Consider the following 15,846-nt stretch of genomic DNA (forward strand, 5'->3'; position numbering starts at 1 on the left):
CGCATCCGGCGCGATGAACCGCACCAGGGCCGGCCTGCTCGCCGGCGCCGCGCGGGCCTTCGCCGACCACGGGCTGCGCCGCAGCACCATGCAGTCGGTGGCCGTGGCTGCGGGCGTCGCGAAGGCCACCCTCTACAACCACTTCCGGACCAAGGACGAGGTCGCCCGCGCACTGCTCGCGCTCGAGCTGGACCGGCTGAGCGCCACGGCATGGGCCCTGCCGACCGAGCAGGCGCTGAGCACGCTCTCCGACGAGCTCGGTGCGCATCCCGTGCTCCGCCGGCTGGCCGAGACCGAGCCCGAGGTGCTCACCGCGCTGCTCACCACGGATCGCTGGGCCGAGCTGACCGGCCGGCTGGCCGCGGCTCTCCGGATCGACGCGGACGCCGCCGAGCTGGCGGGGCGCTGGCTGCTCGGCGTCGTCCTCCAGCCCGGCCGGTCGACGACCCGGCACCGGCACGCCGCGAGGCTGAGCGCCGTGCTCGGAGCCGCCCCTGTCGCCCCGGTCGCCCCGGTCAGTCCAGGGGCAGCGAGCGGGTGAACAGCACGCGGTCCTCGCCCGGGCCGGCATGGCCGGGGGAGACGGCGGCGTGCGCACCGAGACGCCCGGCGAGCCCGTGGACGGCGTCGTCGCCAGGATGGGCGACCCCCTGGAGGACGCGGGCGCCCACCTCCGACGCCAGGGTGGCGAACCGGGTGAGCAGGCGGGTGGCCAGCCCGCGCCGCCGCTGGTCGGGGTGCACCGCCAGGGCGTGGACGACGGCGAGGCGGTCGGCGCTCACGACACCGAGCAGGTAGCCGGCATCGGTGCCGGTGCCGGTGCCGGTCAGCGCGACCGCGCCGAACCCGCCCAGCTGGTGGAAGAAGATCGGGTCGTGCAGCGCCAGGACGGCGTCCTCGCCGAGCATCGAGCCGGCCCAGAACTCGGCCCGGCGGGCGACCAGCCTGTCCCGGACGGCCGCCGCGGACAGTTCCTCGAAGCCGACCAGGCGAGGCGCGTCGCTCACCGCGTCGCGCGGGCGGCGTCCAGCTCCGCCCGGGTGGGCGGGTCGGCGCCGACACGGGTGCAGTTCAGCGCGGCGACCAACGCGGCGTCGTCCACCACGCGCAGCAGGTCCTCGTCCGGGAGCGCCTCGAGCGCGCGCCGGGTGGTGACCCCTGCATCGAGCAGCCCGCAGAGCAGTCCGGCGGCCAGCGAGTCGCCGGCGCCGACGGTGTCGGCCACCGTCACGCGGACGGGCTCGCGGTGCAGGACCGGGCGTCCCGGTCGGGCGATCCGCAGCGGGCTCCCCCCGTCGGTGAGCAGCAGCAGGGCCGGGCCGCGGTCCGCCCACCGCTGCGCGGCGTCGTCCAGCCCGTCCCTGCCGTGCACGTCCGGTTCCAGCCACTCGAGGTCCTCGGCGCTCACCTTGACGACGTCGGCCCGGCTGATCAGCCGGTCGAGCCGCTCGCGGACGACGGGCGCGGTGTTGCCCAGGCTGGCGCCGACCGGACCGTCGGCGAGCGGCGGACGGATGTTCGGGTCGACGCTGATCAGCGCGCTGCCCGCGACGCGTTCGACGAGGCGGGCGATCGCGTCGCAGCCGGGCGCCGTCCAGCTGGAGATGGAGCCGACGTGCAGGATCGCCGTCCGCTCGGGGAGGACGCCCGCCAGCTCGGCGTCGGTCCACTGCCAGTCGGCGGCGCCGAGGACGTGGAACCCGTAGTCGGGGGAGCCGTCCGGGTTCAGCCCGATGACGGCGAGGCTGACCGGCTCCTCGGCAGGGACGAACCCGGCGCCGTCCACCCCGGAGAGCTCGGCGTGCCGGCGCAGGTTCGCTCCCAGGGGGCCGGTGCCCAGGCGGGCGAGCAGCCGGACCGGGGTGCCGAGCCGACCGGCGGCGACGGCGACGTTGAGCGCGTTGCCGCCGGGTCTCGCGACGAACTGCGGCGCCGTGCCCTCGGGGCCGGCCCCGGCCGTGGGGACGGGGAGCATGTCGACGACCAGCTCGCCGAGCACACAGAGCTGGGAGTCGCCGCCGGGCCCTGCATCGCCGCTGCGCACGGGCGAACCCTAGCCGCGGACGTGGGAGTTCCGCCCGCGTTGGCTCCGGGGGGTGGTCACCTGGGACGATGGGGAGCGACGTGCATCGCCAGGCCGGCCTTCGCGCCGGAGCAGGAGGACCAGTGCCCAATCCCCTCGTGAAGCTGTGGAAGTACCTCACGGCCTCCGCCAACGCCCAGATCGACCAGCGGGCCGACCCGAAGATCCAGATCGCCCAGGCGATCGAGGCGGAGCAGCAGCGCCATCAGCAGCTCGCCAACCAGGCCGCGGCCGTGCTGGGCAACCAGCGGCAGCTGGAGATGCGGCTCAACCGGAACCTCGGGGAGGTCGAGAAGCTGCAGGCCTCCGCCCGCCAGGCGCTGGTGCTGGCCGACAAGACCCGCGCCGCCGGGGACGCGAACAAGGCCGCGGAGTACGAGAACGCCGCGCAGGCCTTCGCTACCCAGCTGGTCGCCGCCGAGCAGGCGATGGAGGACCTCAAGCGCAGCCACGACGAGGCGCTGCAGGCCGCCGAGCAGGCCCGCGGTGCGGTCGAGCAGAGCCGGATGCGGCTGCAGACGACGCTGGCCGAGCGCACCAAGCTGATGTCGCAGCTGGAGCAGGCCAAGATGCAGGAGCACGTGGCCGCGTCGCTCAAGCAGGTCAACGAGCTCTCCGCGCCGGGGAACACCCCGAGCCTCTCGGAGGTCCGCGACAAGATCGAGGCGCGGTACGCCAACGCGCTCGGCCAGGCCGAGCTGGCCCAGACCTCGGTCGAGGGCCGGATGCTCGAGGTGCAGAAGGCGACCCTGGACGTCGCCGGGTCCTCGCGGCTCGACCAGATCCGCGCCTCGATGGGTGGCTCGGGTCAGACGGCGGTCGAGGGCAGCTCGCCCGCCGCGGCGATCGAGCAGGGCGCACCCCAGGTGGGGCAGCCCGCCGCAGCCGAGCGCGAGGCCCAGCCGGCCGAGCGCCCCGACCAGCAGGCCTGAGCGGGCGGAGGCGGGTCCGGGAACTCGACCCGGCCCCCTCCACTCCCGGCGCCGTGCGGACTCAGCGGTAGAGCGTCACCGGCGGGGGCCGGCCGGGCTCGCCGGTGCGGGCCTGCGGGTCGATGGGGCTGGTCGCCGCCTGGCAGGACGGGCACCACCAGGTCACCCGTTCCTGCGTGGGTGGCCCCTGCTCGCCGAGCAGGATGGCCGTTCCGCACCGCCGGCACGGGCGTCCCTTGCGGCCGGCCACCCAGTGGTCCTGGCCGCGGCGCGCGATCCCCGTGGTGCTCTGCTCGGGATGGTGCCGGTTGGCCAGCATGAGCGTGCGCGCGCGGGTCACCACGGCCTCGAGGTTGCCCACGTCCGCCACCCGCGCCCACGGGTGCACCCCGCACAGGAACAACGTCTCCACCTTGTAGAGGTTGCCGATCCCGGCCAGGTTGCGCTGGTCCAGGATGGCGACCCCGACCTGCTCGTCGGGGCTCGCGCGGAGCCGGCGCAGCGCCTCGTCGAGGTCCCAGTCGGGGCCGAGGACGTCGGGTCCGAGGTGACCGACCAGCCGGTCCTCCTCGGAGGTCTCGACCAGCTCGATGTCGTGCAGCCGGTAGCCCACGCACTCCCACTCGTCGGTGCTCAGGATCATCCGGATGTCGTAGGCCGGGCCGCCGTGCCACTTCGTGCCCGGCCGGTAGATGTGCCAGCTGCCGTCCATCCGGAAGTGCGTGCGCAGCGTCCGGCCGTCCCCGAGGCGGACCAGCAGGTGCTTGCCGCGGGGGAGCACCTCGCGGACGGTGGCGCCGGTGAGGTCGACGGTGGCCAGCTGGGGAATGCGGAACTCGCCGCGGCGCAGCACCGCCCCCGCCAGCGCGGTCTGCATGCGCTGCGCGGCCAGCCACACGGTGTCTCCCTCGGGCACCGTCCCAGTGTCCCCGCTCCGGGCGGCCTCCTCACCTGGTGTGAGACCCCTGACAACCCGGAATGGCCGGCGGGCCCCGCTGCGCTGTTCCACCCGTGAGCGTTCCCCTGCGACTGCGTGCCGTGTTCGGTGGCGACCCGTCGACCCCGAATGCGGAGCCCGTGACCGTGACCGTGGCCCGCGTCGTCCGCCCCGAGAAGCGCGAGGCCTTCGAGCGGTGGGCCGAGGACGTGCTGGGAATGGCATCGCGCTTCCCCGGGAATCTCGGTGCCTCCCTGCTGCACCCGGGACCGGGCAGCTCCGAGTACCACCTCGTGTACCGCTTCGAGGACGACGAGTCGCTGGCCGCCTGGGAGCGGTCGTCGGAGCGGCGGTCGGCGCTGGCCCACGTCGAGGACATGGTTGACGACGAGCGCTATGCGCGCGTCGCCGGACTCGAGAGCTTCTTCACCCGCCCCGCCAGGCCCGGGCCGCGCTGGCGGATGACGCTGCTGACCATCGCTGCGGTCTTCGCGATCACCTCGATGCTGCAGCTGTTCGTCATGCCGCACCTGGACGCCGTCCCGTGGGGTCTGCGCCTGCTCGGGTCGGCGGTCGTCGTGGTGCTGCTCCTGGGCCACGTGCTGATGCCGGCGCTCACCCGGTTGTTCGCCGGCTGGCTGCACCCTCCGCGCGACTGACGCACCGGGGTCCGCACCTGGGCGTGCGTCCGCACCAGTGCTCCGTCGCCTGGCTCAGCCGCGCAGGCGGAGGCCTCTCGGGGTGGCCGCGAAGCCGGCGGCCTGCAGAGCGGCCGACAGCGGCGTTGCCTCGTGCACCGAGGCGCCGTCGGCCTTCTGCACCACCATGCGGCCCAGCGCGCCGGCCGACACCGCGCCGCTGAGCGCGGTGGCCGCCTCCTTGAGCTCGTGCTCGTCCTCCGTCCAGGACAGCAGGGTCTTCCCTCCGCGCTCGACGTAGAGCACCAGGTCGCCATCGACCAGGACCACGAGCGCGCCCGCCTTCCGGCCGGCCCGGTGGCCGCTCGGCGTCTTGCGTGCGCCGGTGCCCTCGCCGACGTCCACCGCGTCGGGATCGTTCGCCGGCCCCCGATCCGGCCACGGCAGCGCCGCCCCGTACACGTTGGCCGGATCGGTGGCTGCCAGGACCACGGCGCCCGCGGGAACCCGGTCGGGCGCGGCGAAGCTGCGCAGCCGGTCGACCGATCCCGGGGTGCCGAACTGCGCGGCGCCGAGCGTCTCGACGAAGTATCCGCGACGGGCCCGCCCGTTCTCCTCGAACGCGCGCAGCACCGGGTAGACCGCCGAGAAGCCGCCGGTCACCTGCTCGGCCATGACCGCCCCACGGGTGAGCACCCCGTGCCGTTCCAGGAGCGCCTCCGTCCGCGCCGTCGTCCGTTTCGTGACGCTGGCCTCGCGGTCGGGGAGCCGGGACCAGCGGCCGGCCACCGTGGGCGGACCGGTGCGCGTGGGCATCGCGGGCCGCCCGAGCCGGGCGCGACCACCACGGCCGCGGTCGATGCGGGCGCGGGGAGCGGCGGGCCTGCTGCGGTGGGTGCCGCCCCCGCCCAGCCGCGTGCGCAACGGCGCCAGGGTGTCGTTGGTGAGGGCGCCCGCCCAGACGAGGTCCCAGACCAGATCGGCGAGCGCGGTGTCGTCGGTCGCGCCGACCGCGTCGGACAACCCGCGGAAGAACATCGCCTGCCCGCCGGCCAGCAGGTCGAGCAGCGGCTCGCCCTCGCCGGGGATCTCCAGCGGCTCCGGGAGCAGCAGCGGCGCCAGGTCGGCGGGGACCAGGCTGATCCAGCCGTCGCCGCCCGGCAGGCCGCCCGCGCCCGCCCACAGGACCTCGCCCGCGCTGGTCAGCTCGTCGAGCATGGCGGGGGAGTAGTCGCGCACCCGGGCCGGGAGCACCAGCGACTCCAGGGCGCTGGCGGGGACCAGGGCCCCCGCGAGCTGCTCGACGACCGCCAGCACGCCGTCCGCACCGCGCAGCCGTCCGCCGACCGACTGCCAGGAGGGGGTGAACCGGGCCAGGGTGTCGATCGGGACGGGCTCCACCTCCTGGCGCAGCTTGGCGAGGCTGCGGCGGCGGATCGACCGCAGCACGTCGGCGTCGCACCACTCCTGGCCGCTGCCGCCCGGCCGGAACTCGCCGGTCACCAGCCGTCCGGTGCCGGTGAGCCGCTGCACCGTGGCGGTGACGACGGCGACGCCCAGCCCCAACCGGGCAGCGGCCTCGATCGGCTGGAACGGACCGTGGGTGCGGGCGTAGCGGCCGATCAGGTCACCGAGCGGATCGGCGACCGGCTCGGTGAAGACCTCGGGCACCCCGACGGGCAGCGCGGTGCCGAGCGCGTCGCGCAGCCGGCCCGCGTCCTCGATCGCGACGTACCGCTCCTGGCCCGCGATCCGCACCTGCAGTGCCCGGCGGGCGGCGACGAGCTCGTCCAGCCAGGCCTGGGACACGCCCCGGACGGTGGCCTCCGCGGTCGTCAGGTCGCCGACCACGCGCAGCAGGTCGGCCCCGCCGTCCAGGTCCCGCGGATGCCGCTCAGCGGGCAGCCGCTGCAGCTCGGCCTCGATCTCGGCCATCGCCTCGGCGTCCAGCAGCTCGCGCAGCTCCGTGCGGCCGAGCAGCTCGGCGAGCAGGCCGGTGTCGAGGGCGAGCGCCTGCGCCCGCCGCTCGGCCAGCGGGGCGTCGCCCTCGTAGATGAACTGGCCGACGTAGCCGAACAGGAGGGACTGCGCGAAGGGTGACGCGGAGTCGGTCTGCACGTCCACCACGCGGACGCGCCGCGCCCGGACGTCGCGCATCAGCTCGACCAGCCCGGGGACGTCGTAGACGTCCTGAAGCACCTCGCGGGCCGCCTCCAGGGTGATCGGGAAGGAGGCGAACTCGCTGGCCACCGCCAGCAGCTGCGCGGCCCGCTGGCGCTGCTGCCAGAGCGGGGTGCGGCGGCGCGGGTCGCGGCGGGGCAGGAGGAGGGCGCGGGCGGCGCACTCCCGGAAGCGGCTGGCGAACAGGGCGGAGTTGCCGACCTCCGCGGTCACCTCGCGCTCGACGTCGTCCGGGTCGAGGACGGCGAGGTCGGCCTCGGGCGGCTCTCCGGTGGTGTCGGGCAGGCGCAGCACGATGCCGTCGTCGGAGTGCATCGCGGCGACGTCGGCCCCGTACCGCTCGCGCAGCCGGGCGGCGAGGACCAGGGACCACGGGGCGTTGACCTGCGCGCCGAACGGCGAGTGGACGACCAGCCGCCAGTCGCCCAGCTCGTCGCGGAACCGCTCGACCAGCAGCGTGCGGTCGTCGGGGAGGTGGCCGGTGGCCTGCTTCTGCTCGGTGAGATAGGCGGCCAGGTTGGCCGCCCCCCACGCGTCCAGACCGGCGGCCCGCGCGCGGGCCAGACCGTCCTCGGGCGTGGCGGAGCCGACCTCGCGGAGGAACGCACCGAGCGCCCGGCCGAGCTCCAGCGGGCGGCCCATGGCGTCGCCGTGCCAGAACGGCATCTTGCCCGGCTGCCCGGGCGCCGGCGTGACCAGGACGCGGTCGTGGGTGATGTCCTCGATCCGCCAGGAGGAGGACCCGAGGAGGAAGACGTCGCCGACGCGGGACTCGTAGACCATCTCCTCGTCGAGCTCGCCGACCCGCCGTCCACCCGTTCCCTCGGCACCCACCAGGAAGACGCCGAACAGGCCGCGGTCGGGGATCGTCCCGCCGCTGGTGACGGCCAGCCGCTGGGCGCCGGCACGCGCGGTGAGGGTGTCGGTGACGCGGTCCCAGGTGAGCCGCGGCCGCAGCTCGGCGAAGGCGTCGGAGGGGTACCGCCCGGCCAGCATGTCGAGGACGGCGTGCAGCGCGGAGTCGGGCAGCGAGGCGAACGCCGCCGACCGGCGCAGGACCCCGGCGACGTCGTCGACCGTGCGAGGCCGTTCCGAGACCATCGCGACGATCTGCTGCGCCAGCACGTCCAGCGGGTTGCGCAGGTAGCGCAGCGACTCGATCGCGCCGGACTTCATCCGCTCGGCGACCAGGGCGCACTGCACCAGGTCGCCCCGGTACTTCGGGAACAGGACCCCGCGGCTGACCGCCCCCACCTGGTGCCCGGCGCGCCCGACCCGCTGCAGGCCGGAGGCGACCGTCGGCGGCGACTCCACCTGCACCACGAGGTCGACCGCGCCCATGTCGATGCCGAGCTCGAGACTGGAGGTGGCGACCACGGCGGGCAGCCGGCCCGACTTCAGCGCCTCCTCGACGATCGCGCGCTGCTCCCGGGACACCGATCCGTGGTGCGCGGCCGCGACCGGCTGGATGCCCTCCGGCACGCCGCCGCCGGCGCCGGCCTGGGCCATCAGCGCGGCGGCGTTCGTGCCGGGCGGCACGGTCTCGCCGGTGGTGCGCTCGTACGCCAGCTCGTTGAGCCGGCTGGTGAGGCGTTCGGCCAGGCGCCGGGAGTTGGCGAACACGATCGTGCTGCGGTGGGCCTGCACCAGGTCGAGCACCCGCTCCTCGACGGCGGGCCAGATCGAGTTCCGCGGCTGGTTGCCTGCGGCCGACCCCTCGAGCTCGCCGGTGGGCTGCCCCAGCTGGCTCATGTCCTCGATGGGGACCACGACGGAGAGGTCCCACTCCTTGGTCGACGGGGGCGCGACCACCTGCACGGGGCGGCCACCGGCCAGGAACGTCGCGACCTCCTCGATCGGCCGCACCGTCGCCGACAGGCCGATCCGCTGCGCCGGGCGGTCGAGCAGCTCGTCCAGCCGGTCGAGGGACACCGCGAGATGAGCGCCGCGCTTGGTGCCCGCCACCGCGTGCACCTCGTCGACGATCACCGTCTCCACCCCGCGCAGCGCCTCCCGTGCGGCGCTGGTCAGCAGCAGGAACAGCGACTCCGGCGTGGTGATCAGGATGTCGGTCGGCCGCCGGGTGAAGGCCCGTCGCTCGTCGGCCGGAGTGTCCCCGGAGCGGATGCCGACGCGGATCTCCGGGCGCGGCAGGCCCAGCCGGGCGGCCGCCTGCCCGATCCCGGCCAGGGGGGCCCGCAGGTTGCGCTCGACGTCGACGGCGAGGGCCTTGAGCGGGGAGACGTAGAGGACGCGGCAGGCGGTCTTCTCGTCGACCGGCGGGGCGCCGGCCAGCCGGTCCAGCGACCAGAGGAACGCCGCCAGGGTCTTGCCCGAGCCGGTGGGCGCGACGACGAGGGCGTGCTCCCCGCTGCTGATCGCGTCCCAGGCGCCGTCCTGCGCTGCGGTCGGCTCCACGAACGCACCGGTGAACCACGCCCGGGTGGGCTCGCTGAACCGGTCGAGAGCGGACACGTCGACCAGTGTCCACGCGGGTACGACAGTCCGCCGTCGAGCGTCGCGGCGCCGTCTCCCCCGGGTACTCGCCGGTAACCGGCTCCGGCAGACTCACGGCATGCGCCACTCGCTGTACGAGGCCGAGCACGACGAGTTCCGCGACATGGTCCGTGCCTGGGCGGAGAAGACGATCGCGCCCTTCCACGCGCAGTGGGAGAAGGACGGCATCGTGCCGCGCGACGTGTGGCTGGCCGGGGGGAAGCAGGGGCTGCTCGGCCTCGACATGGAGGAGCAGTACGGCGGGGGCGGCGTCCACGACTTCCGCTACAACGCGGTCGTCGACGAGGAGCTGGTGCGGATCGGGGCCAGCGGCGTGGGCTTCGGCCTGCACAACGACGTGGTCGGTCCCTACCTCCGCGACCTCGCCACCGCGGAGCAGAAGGAGCGCTGGCTGCCGGGGTTCTGCCGCGGGGAGCTCATCACCGCGATCGCGATGACCGAGCCGGGCGCCGGGAGCGACCTCCAGGGCCTGCAGACCACCGCGCGCGGGGACGGCGACGGCTGGGTCCTGAGCGGCTCGAAGACGTTCATCACCAACGGGATCAACGCCGACCTGGTCATCGTCGTCGCGAAGACCGACCCGGAGGCCACGGGGGCGAAGGGCCTCAGCCTGCTCGTGGTGGAGCGGGACATGCCCGGCTTCTCCCGCGGGCGGAACCTGGAGAAGGTCGGGCTCAAGGCGCAGGACACCGCCGAGCTGTTCTTCGACGACGTGCGCCTACCGGCCGAGAACCTGCTGGGCGGGAAGCACCGGGGCTTCCTGCACCTGATGGAGAACCTGCCGCAGGAGCGCCTCTCCATCGCGGTGGGCGCGGTCGCGGCCGTCGAGCGCGTCCTGTCCCTGACGATCGAGTACGTGACGTCCCGCAAGGCGTTCGGCCGCCCGGTCGGCAGCTTCCAGAACACCCGCTTCGTACTGGCCGAGCTGCAGACCGAGGCGACGATCGCGCGCACGTTCGTCGACGAGTGCGTCCGCCAGCTGAACACCGGTGAGCTGACCGCCACCGACGCGGCCATGGCGAAGTGGTGGACGACGGAGCTGCAGAACAAGACCGCCGACCGGTGCCTCCAGCTGCACGGCGGCTACGGCTACATGGACGAGTACCCCGTGTCGAAGGCGTGGCGGGACTCGCGCGTGCAGTCGATCTACGGCGGCACGAACGAGATCATGAAGGAGATCATCGGCCGCTCCCTGGGCCTGTGACGCCGAGGAGCCGGAAGCGCCACACTGGGACCATGACCGTGCAGGCGCAGGCCGCGTCGGACGTCGTCCAGGTGCAGCGTCGCACTCTCGGTGTGCTCAGCGGAGCCGTGGCGCTGAGCGGCATCGGGGTGACGGTCGGGATCACCGTCGGGGGCCTCCTGGCCCGGGACGTGGCCGGCACCGACACGGCGGCCGGGCTCGGGCAGACCGCCGCCGTCCTCGGCTCGGCGGTCCTCGCCGTGCCCCTGGCCCGGATCAGCGACCGGTCGGGACGGCGGGCAGGGCTGGCGACCGGCTACGCCGTCGCCGTCCTGGGCTCGGCGCTCACCGTCTGGGCCGCGGTGCTGTCGTCGCTGACGCTGCTGCTGGTCGGGCTCTTCGCCTTCGGCGCGGCCACTGCCTGCGGTCTGCAGGCGCGCTACGCGGCGGCGGACCTGGCCGTCCCGGAGCGGCGGGGGAGCGCGCTCGCCCTCGTGGTGTGGGCCACCACCGTGGGCTCGGTGCTGGGGCCCAACCTGGCCGGGCCGGGCGCCGACCTCGGCCGGGCACTGGGCCTGCCCGCACTGAGCGGCGGATTCGTGGTCGCCCTGGTCGTCTTCGCGGTCGTGGCGTTCGGCCTCTACCTGCTCCTCCGCCCCGATCCGCTGCTGCTCGCGCGTCGCCAGGGTGGCGGGAGCGGCGCCCCCGCCGTGCGCCCGCGCCGGGCGACCCTGACCGCCGTCCGCGCGGTGTGGGCCTCACCGGGCGGGCGCCTGGGACTCACCTCGGTGGTCATCTCGCACTCGGTCATGGTCGGCGTGATGGTCATGACGCCGGTGCACATGGGCCACGCCGGCGGCTCCGAGGGGACGACGCTGCGGATCATCGGACTGGTCATCAGCGTGCACGTGGCGGGCATGTACCTGTTCTCTCCCCTCGTCGGGCTCCTCGCCGACCGGGTGGGGCGGGCGGCCACGGTCGCCCTCGGCGGCGTCCTGCTCCTCGCCGCGGCTGCGCTGGCCGGCACGGCAGCGCCGGGGGCGGCCGTCCAGTTGGGGATCGGGCTGCTCCTGCTCGGCCTGGGCTGGTCCTGCGGCCTGATCGCGGGCTCCACCCTGGTGACCGAATCGGTGGGGCCGGAGGTGCGGCCGACGGCGCAGGGCGGGACCGACCTGCTGATGGGGCTCGGTGCGGCACTGGCGGGTGTCGTCGGCGGCCCGCTGCTGGCCGTCGGCGGGTTCGGTCTGGTCGCCGCCGTGTCCGGGGCGCTGGTGCTGCCGCTGATCGCGGTGTGGATCACGAGTGCCCGACCGGGGCTCAGCGGCCCCGGTAGTTCCTGATCAGCAGGACGATGCTGACGAGCAGCGCCAGGGCGATGCCGATCTGCAGGACGGTGTCCAGGGCGCCCGAGCCCGTGCCGGGAAGCATGGGCCGAGGGTAGGCCGCTGCGGCGCCCCGGTTGCGTCGTGGCAGCGCCGGCATCCGGGCGCGGGTTAGCGTCGGGGGGTGCGCCTGCAGGAGTTCTGGTCCCGTCTCGATCGTCAGTTCGGCTCGATGCGCGCCCAGAGCGTCGCCCGGGACCACGTGTTCGCGGCGCTCGGTGGGCGGAACGCGGTGGACGCGATCGAGGCGGGGCTGCCCGTGCGCAAGGTCTGGCTGGCCGTCTGCGAGGAGTACGAGGTGCCTCCGAAGGAGCGCTGAGCGGGCCCTGTCGCGGAGCGGCGTGTCGCCCTGGCACTCGAACAGGTGTTCGTCCTACAGTGGCGTCCACAGGCCCGCCGGCTCTCCACAGATCCGCCGCAGCCCACAAACTGTCGGTGCCTCGTCCTAGCGTCGGTCCCGACCCGCTTCCCCGCGAACCGAAGGTGAGCACCATGGCAACGCTCGACCGCGACAAGGCCCTCGACATGGCCCTCGCCCAGATCGACAAGCAGTTCGGCAAGGGCTCCGTCATGCGCCTGGGCGACAGCCCCGAGGTGGCCATGAAGGTCATCCCGACCGGCTCCATCGCCCTCGACATCGCACTGGGCATCGGCGGCCTGCCGCGTGGCCGGGTCGTCGAGGTCTACGGGCCGGAGTCCTCCGGTAAGACGACGGTGGCACTGCACGCGGTGGCCAACGCACAGGCCGCCGGCGGCATCTGCGCGTTCATCGACGCCGAGCACGCGCTCGACCCCGACTACTCCCGCGCCATCGGCGTCGACACCGACGCGTTGCTGGTCAGCCAGCCCGACACCGGTGAGCAGGCGCTCGAGATCGCCGACATGCTGATCCGTTCCGGTGCGCTCGACCTCATCGTCGTCGACTCGGTGGCGGCTCTCGTGCCCCGCGCCGAGATCGAGGGCGAGATGGGTGACAGCCACGTCGGCCTGCAGGCCCGTCTGATGAGCCAGGCGCTGCGCAAGATCACCGGCGCGCTGAGCAACTCCGGCACCACGATGATCTTCATCAACCAGCTGCGCGAGAAGGTCGGCGTCGTCTACGGCTCGCCCGAGGTCACCACCGGTGGCCGCGCGCTGAAGTTCTACTCGTCGGTCCGCCTCGACGTCCGGCGCATCGAGACCCTCAAGCAGGGCACCGACGCGGTCGGCAGCCGCACGCGCATCAAGGTCGTCAAGAACAAGGTCGCCGCGCCGTTCAAGCAGGCGGAGCTCGACATCCTCTGGGGCCAGGGGTTCAGCCGCGAGGGTGGGCTCATCGACGTCGGCGTCGAGCAGGGCTTCGTGAAGAAGTCCGGCGCCTGGTACACGTACGAGGGCGATCAGCTCGGTCAGGGCAAGGAGAACTCCCGCAACTTCTTGAAGGACAACCCCGACCTCGCCGACGAGATCGAGAAGAAGATCAAGGAGAAGCTGGGCATCGGCCCGCAGCTCAACGCCCCGGCGGCCGCCCCCGTCGACTTCTGAGCCGTCCGGTGACCGGTTGGCAGTCCTCGCGCCGCCGCGGCCTCGACGGGCGTCGAGGTGGGCGGCGGCAGGACGAGACCGCGGGCGGCGATCCCCTGAACCCGGACGTCGTTCCCGGCCCGCCGGAGGACGATCCCGGTGACCCCGTGTCGGCCGCCCGCGGCATCTGTCTGCGTGCGCTGACGGGGGCGCCCAAGACCCGGTCCCAGCTGGCCGATCTGCTCGCCGCCCGGGACATCCCGGACGACGCGGCGGAGACCGTGCTGGACCGGTTCACCGAGGTCGGCCTGATCGACGACGCCGCCTTCGCTCGTGCGTGGGTGAGCTCGCGCCAGGCTGGCCGTGGGCTGGCCCGGCGAGCGCTCTCCGCCGAGCTGCGGGCCAAGGGCGTCGACGCCGAGGTGGCTGCGGAGGCGGTCGAGGCGGTCGACGACGACGACGAGCGGGCCGCGGCCCAGCGACTCGTCGCCCGGCGGGTGGCCGGGATGCGTCGCCTGGACCGCGCCACGGCCACCCGGCGGCTCGTCGGCATGCTGGCCCGCAAGGGCTACAACGGCGGCCTTGCGGCAGCGGTCGTCCGCGAGGCGCTCGACGACGACGGGGTCGGTGACCCCCACGGCGACGGCCTCGAGGCCCTCGACGAGGACGTCCTGCTCCCCTGACCGCCGGTCAGGTGGGGTCGGGGTCCCTGGGTCCCTGCCGCGGTCCGGACTGGTCGTCGACCAGATTGTCGGTGTAGGGCGTGTGTCCCTTGCCCGCGTGTGCCTCGACCTGCAGCCGCTCGAGCATGTGCGGGTAGTGGGCCTCGAAGGCGGGGCGCTCCGACCGGATGCGCGGGATCGCCACGAAGTTGTGCCGCGGCGGCGGGGACGAGGTTGCCCACTCCAGCGAGTTGCCGTGGCCCCAGGGGTCGTCCCGGAGCGCGAGCTTCCCGTACTTCCACGACTTCACCACGTTGTAGAGGAACGGGATGATCGAGGCGCCCAGGATGAACGAGAAGATCGTCGAGACCGTGTTCAGGATCGTGAACGTGTCGGTTTCCAGGTAGTCGACGTAGCGGCGCGGCATGCCCTCGTTGCCCAGCCAGTGCTGGATGAGGAACGTGCCGTGGAAGCCGATGAACGTCATCCAGAACTGCAGCTTGCCCAGCCGCTCGTCCATCATCCGGCCGCACATCTTGGGGAACCAGAACGCGACGCCGGCGTTGGCCGCGAACACGACGGTGCCGAAGACGACGTAGTGGAAGTGGGCGACGACGAAGTACGAGTCGTTCACGTGGAAGTCCAGCGGCGGGCTGGCCAGCAGCACACCGGTCAGGCCGCCGAGCAGGAACGTGACCATGAACCCGACCGACCACAGCATCGGCGTCTCGAACGTCAGCTGCCCCCGCCACATCGTGCCGATCCAGTTGAAGAACTTCAGCCCCGTCGGCACGGCGATGAGGTAGGTCAGGAAGGCGAAGAACGGCAGCAGCACCGCGCCGGTGGCGAACATGTGGTGCGCCCACACCGCCAGTGACAGGAACCCGATCGCCAGCGTGGCCCCGATCATCCCCTTGTAGCCGAACAGGGGTTTCCGGCTGAAAACCGGGATGATCTCGGTGACGATGCCGAAGAACGGCAGCGCGATGATGTAGACCTCGGGGTGGCCGAAGAACCAGAACAGGTGCTGCCACAGCATCGGGCCGCCGTTCTCCCGCGAGTAGATGAGCGCCCCGACGTTGCGGTCGGCCAGCATCCCGAAGATGGCGGCGGTCAGGATCGGGAAGGCGGCGAGGACGAGCAGGCTCGTCACCATCGCGTTCCAGACGAAGATCGGCATCCGGAACATCGTCATGCCCGGTGCGCGGAGACAGATGATCGTGGCGATGAAGTTGACCGCCCCCAGGATGGTGCCCAGGCCGCTGACGGCCAGGCCGGCGAACCACAGGTTCGCGCCGGCGCCCGGTGAGTTCACGGCGTTGGTCAGGGGCGCGTAGGCGTACCAACCGAAGTCGGCCGGGCCGGTGGGGGTCAGGAAGCCCGACATCGCGATCGTGCTGCCGAAGAGGAACAGCCAGAACGAGAAGGCGTTCAGCCGCGGGAACGCCACGTCGGGCGCGCCGATCTGCAGCGGCATGATCAGGTTGCCGAACGCGAAGAACAGCGGCGTCGCGAACATCAGCAGCATCACGGTGCCGTGCATCGTGAACAGCTGGTTGTACTGCTCCGGGGAGAGGAACTGCAGGCCTGGGCGGGCCAGCTCCCCGCGCATGAGCATGGCCATCAGGCCGCCGAGGATGAAGAACACGAACGACGCGACCAGGTACATCAGACCGATCGTCTTGTGGTCCGTCGTCCGGAGGATGTTGGACAGCCGGGAGCCCTTCACCGGGATGTGCGCGGGGCTCGGGCGGCTGATGATCGGCTGCGGCGCGATCGCGGTCATGACGGCGTCCCCGGACCGGGCCGCGTGGTCCTCCGCTGGGGA

At 73.4% G+C, this 15,846-nt stretch carries 13 protein-coding genes; 8 read left to right on the plus strand and 5 right to left on the minus strand.

Annotation, left to right across the window (positions count from 1 at the left end; translation table 11 throughout):
- Positions 1-13: 13 nt before the first annotated feature.
- Entirely contained in the window at positions 14-541 is a 528-nt protein-coding gene (locus E4P39_RS16925) for a TetR family transcriptional regulator (RefSeq protein ID WP_135137751.1), read from the plus strand.
- Here the strand turns inward: E4P39_RS16925 and E4P39_RS16930 are convergent.
- Together E4P39_RS16930 and E4P39_RS16935 are read right to left on the minus strand one after the other, a co-directional pair.
- Complete coding sequence (locus tag E4P39_RS16930; RefSeq protein ID WP_135137752.1) at positions 516-1,007, minus strand: GNAT family N-acetyltransferase; 492 nt, start codon at positions 1,005-1,007, stop codon at positions 516-518. The two genes, E4P39_RS16925 and E4P39_RS16930, sit on opposite strands and share 26 nt — an antisense overlap.
- Positions 1,004-2,044: a PfkB family carbohydrate kinase gene (locus tag E4P39_RS16935; RefSeq protein ID WP_245159906.1), complete on the minus strand. Its 1,041-nt coding sequence runs from the start codon at positions 2,042-2,044 to the stop codon at positions 1,004-1,006. The genes E4P39_RS16930 and E4P39_RS16935 overlap by 4 nt, the downstream gene beginning before the upstream one ends.
- A gap of 122 nt (positions 2,045-2,166) precedes the next feature.
- On the opposite strand from E4P39_RS16935, the gene E4P39_RS16940 reads away from it, so the two are divergent.
- The gene (locus E4P39_RS16940; protein WP_135137753.1) at positions 2,167-3,015 is read left to right on the plus strand and encodes a PspA/IM30 family protein; all 849 of its coding nucleotides are present in this window, start codon (positions 2,167-2,169) and stop codon (positions 3,013-3,015) included.
- 61 nt (positions 3,016-3,076) lie between these two features.
- Here the strand turns inward: E4P39_RS16940 and E4P39_RS16945 are convergent, their stop codons facing one another.
- Positions 3,077-3,931: a DNA-formamidopyrimidine glycosylase family protein gene (locus E4P39_RS16945; protein ID WP_135137754.1), complete on the minus strand. Its 855-nt coding sequence runs from the start codon at positions 3,929-3,931 to the stop codon at positions 3,077-3,079.
- Between the two features lie 95 nt (positions 3,932-4,026).
- On the opposite strand from E4P39_RS16945, the gene E4P39_RS16950 reads away from it, so the two are divergent.
- Positions 4,027-4,611, plus strand: coding sequence for an antibiotic biosynthesis monooxygenase (locus tag E4P39_RS16950; protein WP_245159907.1), 585 nt, complete (start codon positions 4,027-4,029; stop codon positions 4,609-4,611).
- Positions 4,612-4,665: 54 nt separating this feature from the next.
- Here E4P39_RS16950 and E4P39_RS16955 read toward each other — a convergent pair whose 3' ends face one another.
- Positions 4,666-9,246 (minus strand): ATP-dependent helicase, encoded by a 4,581-nt coding sequence (locus E4P39_RS16955; protein ID WP_135137756.1) that lies wholly within the window; start codon positions 9,244-9,246, stop codon positions 4,666-4,668.
- Positions 9,247-9,346: 100 nt separating this feature from the next.
- Here E4P39_RS16955 and E4P39_RS16960 point away from each other — a divergent pair, with 100 nt between their 5' ends.
- From E4P39_RS16960 to E4P39_RS16980, 5 genes are all read left to right on the plus strand, one after another.
- A complete protein-coding gene (locus E4P39_RS16960; protein WP_135137757.1) occupies positions 9,347-10,492 on the plus strand; it encodes an acyl-CoA dehydrogenase family protein in 1,146 nt (381 codons plus the stop codon).
- Between the two features lie 32 nt (positions 10,493-10,524).
- Positions 10,525-11,811 carry an MFS transporter gene (locus E4P39_RS16965; protein WP_135137758.1) on the plus strand — a complete coding sequence of 429 codons (1,287 nt, stop codon included), beginning with the start codon at positions 10,525-10,527 and terminating at the stop codon, positions 11,809-11,811.
- 166 nt (positions 11,812-11,977) lie between these two features.
- Entirely contained in the window at positions 11,978-12,172 is a 195-nt protein-coding gene (locus E4P39_RS16970) for a DUF3046 domain-containing protein (RefSeq protein ID WP_135137759.1), read from the plus strand.
- A 173-nt stretch (positions 12,173-12,345) separates the two neighbouring features.
- Positions 12,346-13,377 carry a recombinase RecA gene (gene recA / locus E4P39_RS16975; protein ID WP_135137760.1) on the plus strand — a complete coding sequence of 344 codons (1,032 nt, stop codon included), beginning with the start codon at positions 12,346-12,348 and terminating at the stop codon, positions 13,375-13,377.
- Between the two features lie 8 nt (positions 13,378-13,385).
- Positions 13,386-14,039, plus strand: a complete 654-nt coding sequence (locus E4P39_RS16980; RefSeq protein WP_135137761.1) for a regulatory protein RecX — start codon at positions 13,386-13,388, stop codon at positions 14,037-14,039.
- Positions 14,040-14,046: 7 nt separating this feature from the next.
- Here the strand turns inward: E4P39_RS16980 and ctaD are convergent, their stop codons facing one another.
- Entirely contained in the window at positions 14,047-15,804 is a 1,758-nt protein-coding gene (ctaD, locus tag E4P39_RS16985) for a cytochrome c oxidase subunit I (RefSeq protein WP_135137762.1), read from the minus strand.
- Positions 15,805-15,846 lie beyond the last annotated feature (42 nt).

The organism is Blastococcus sp. CT_GayMR19, assembly GCF_004570385.1.
Taxonomy (GTDB): Bacteria; Actinomycetota; Actinomycetes; order Mycobacteriales; family Geodermatophilaceae; genus Blastococcus_B.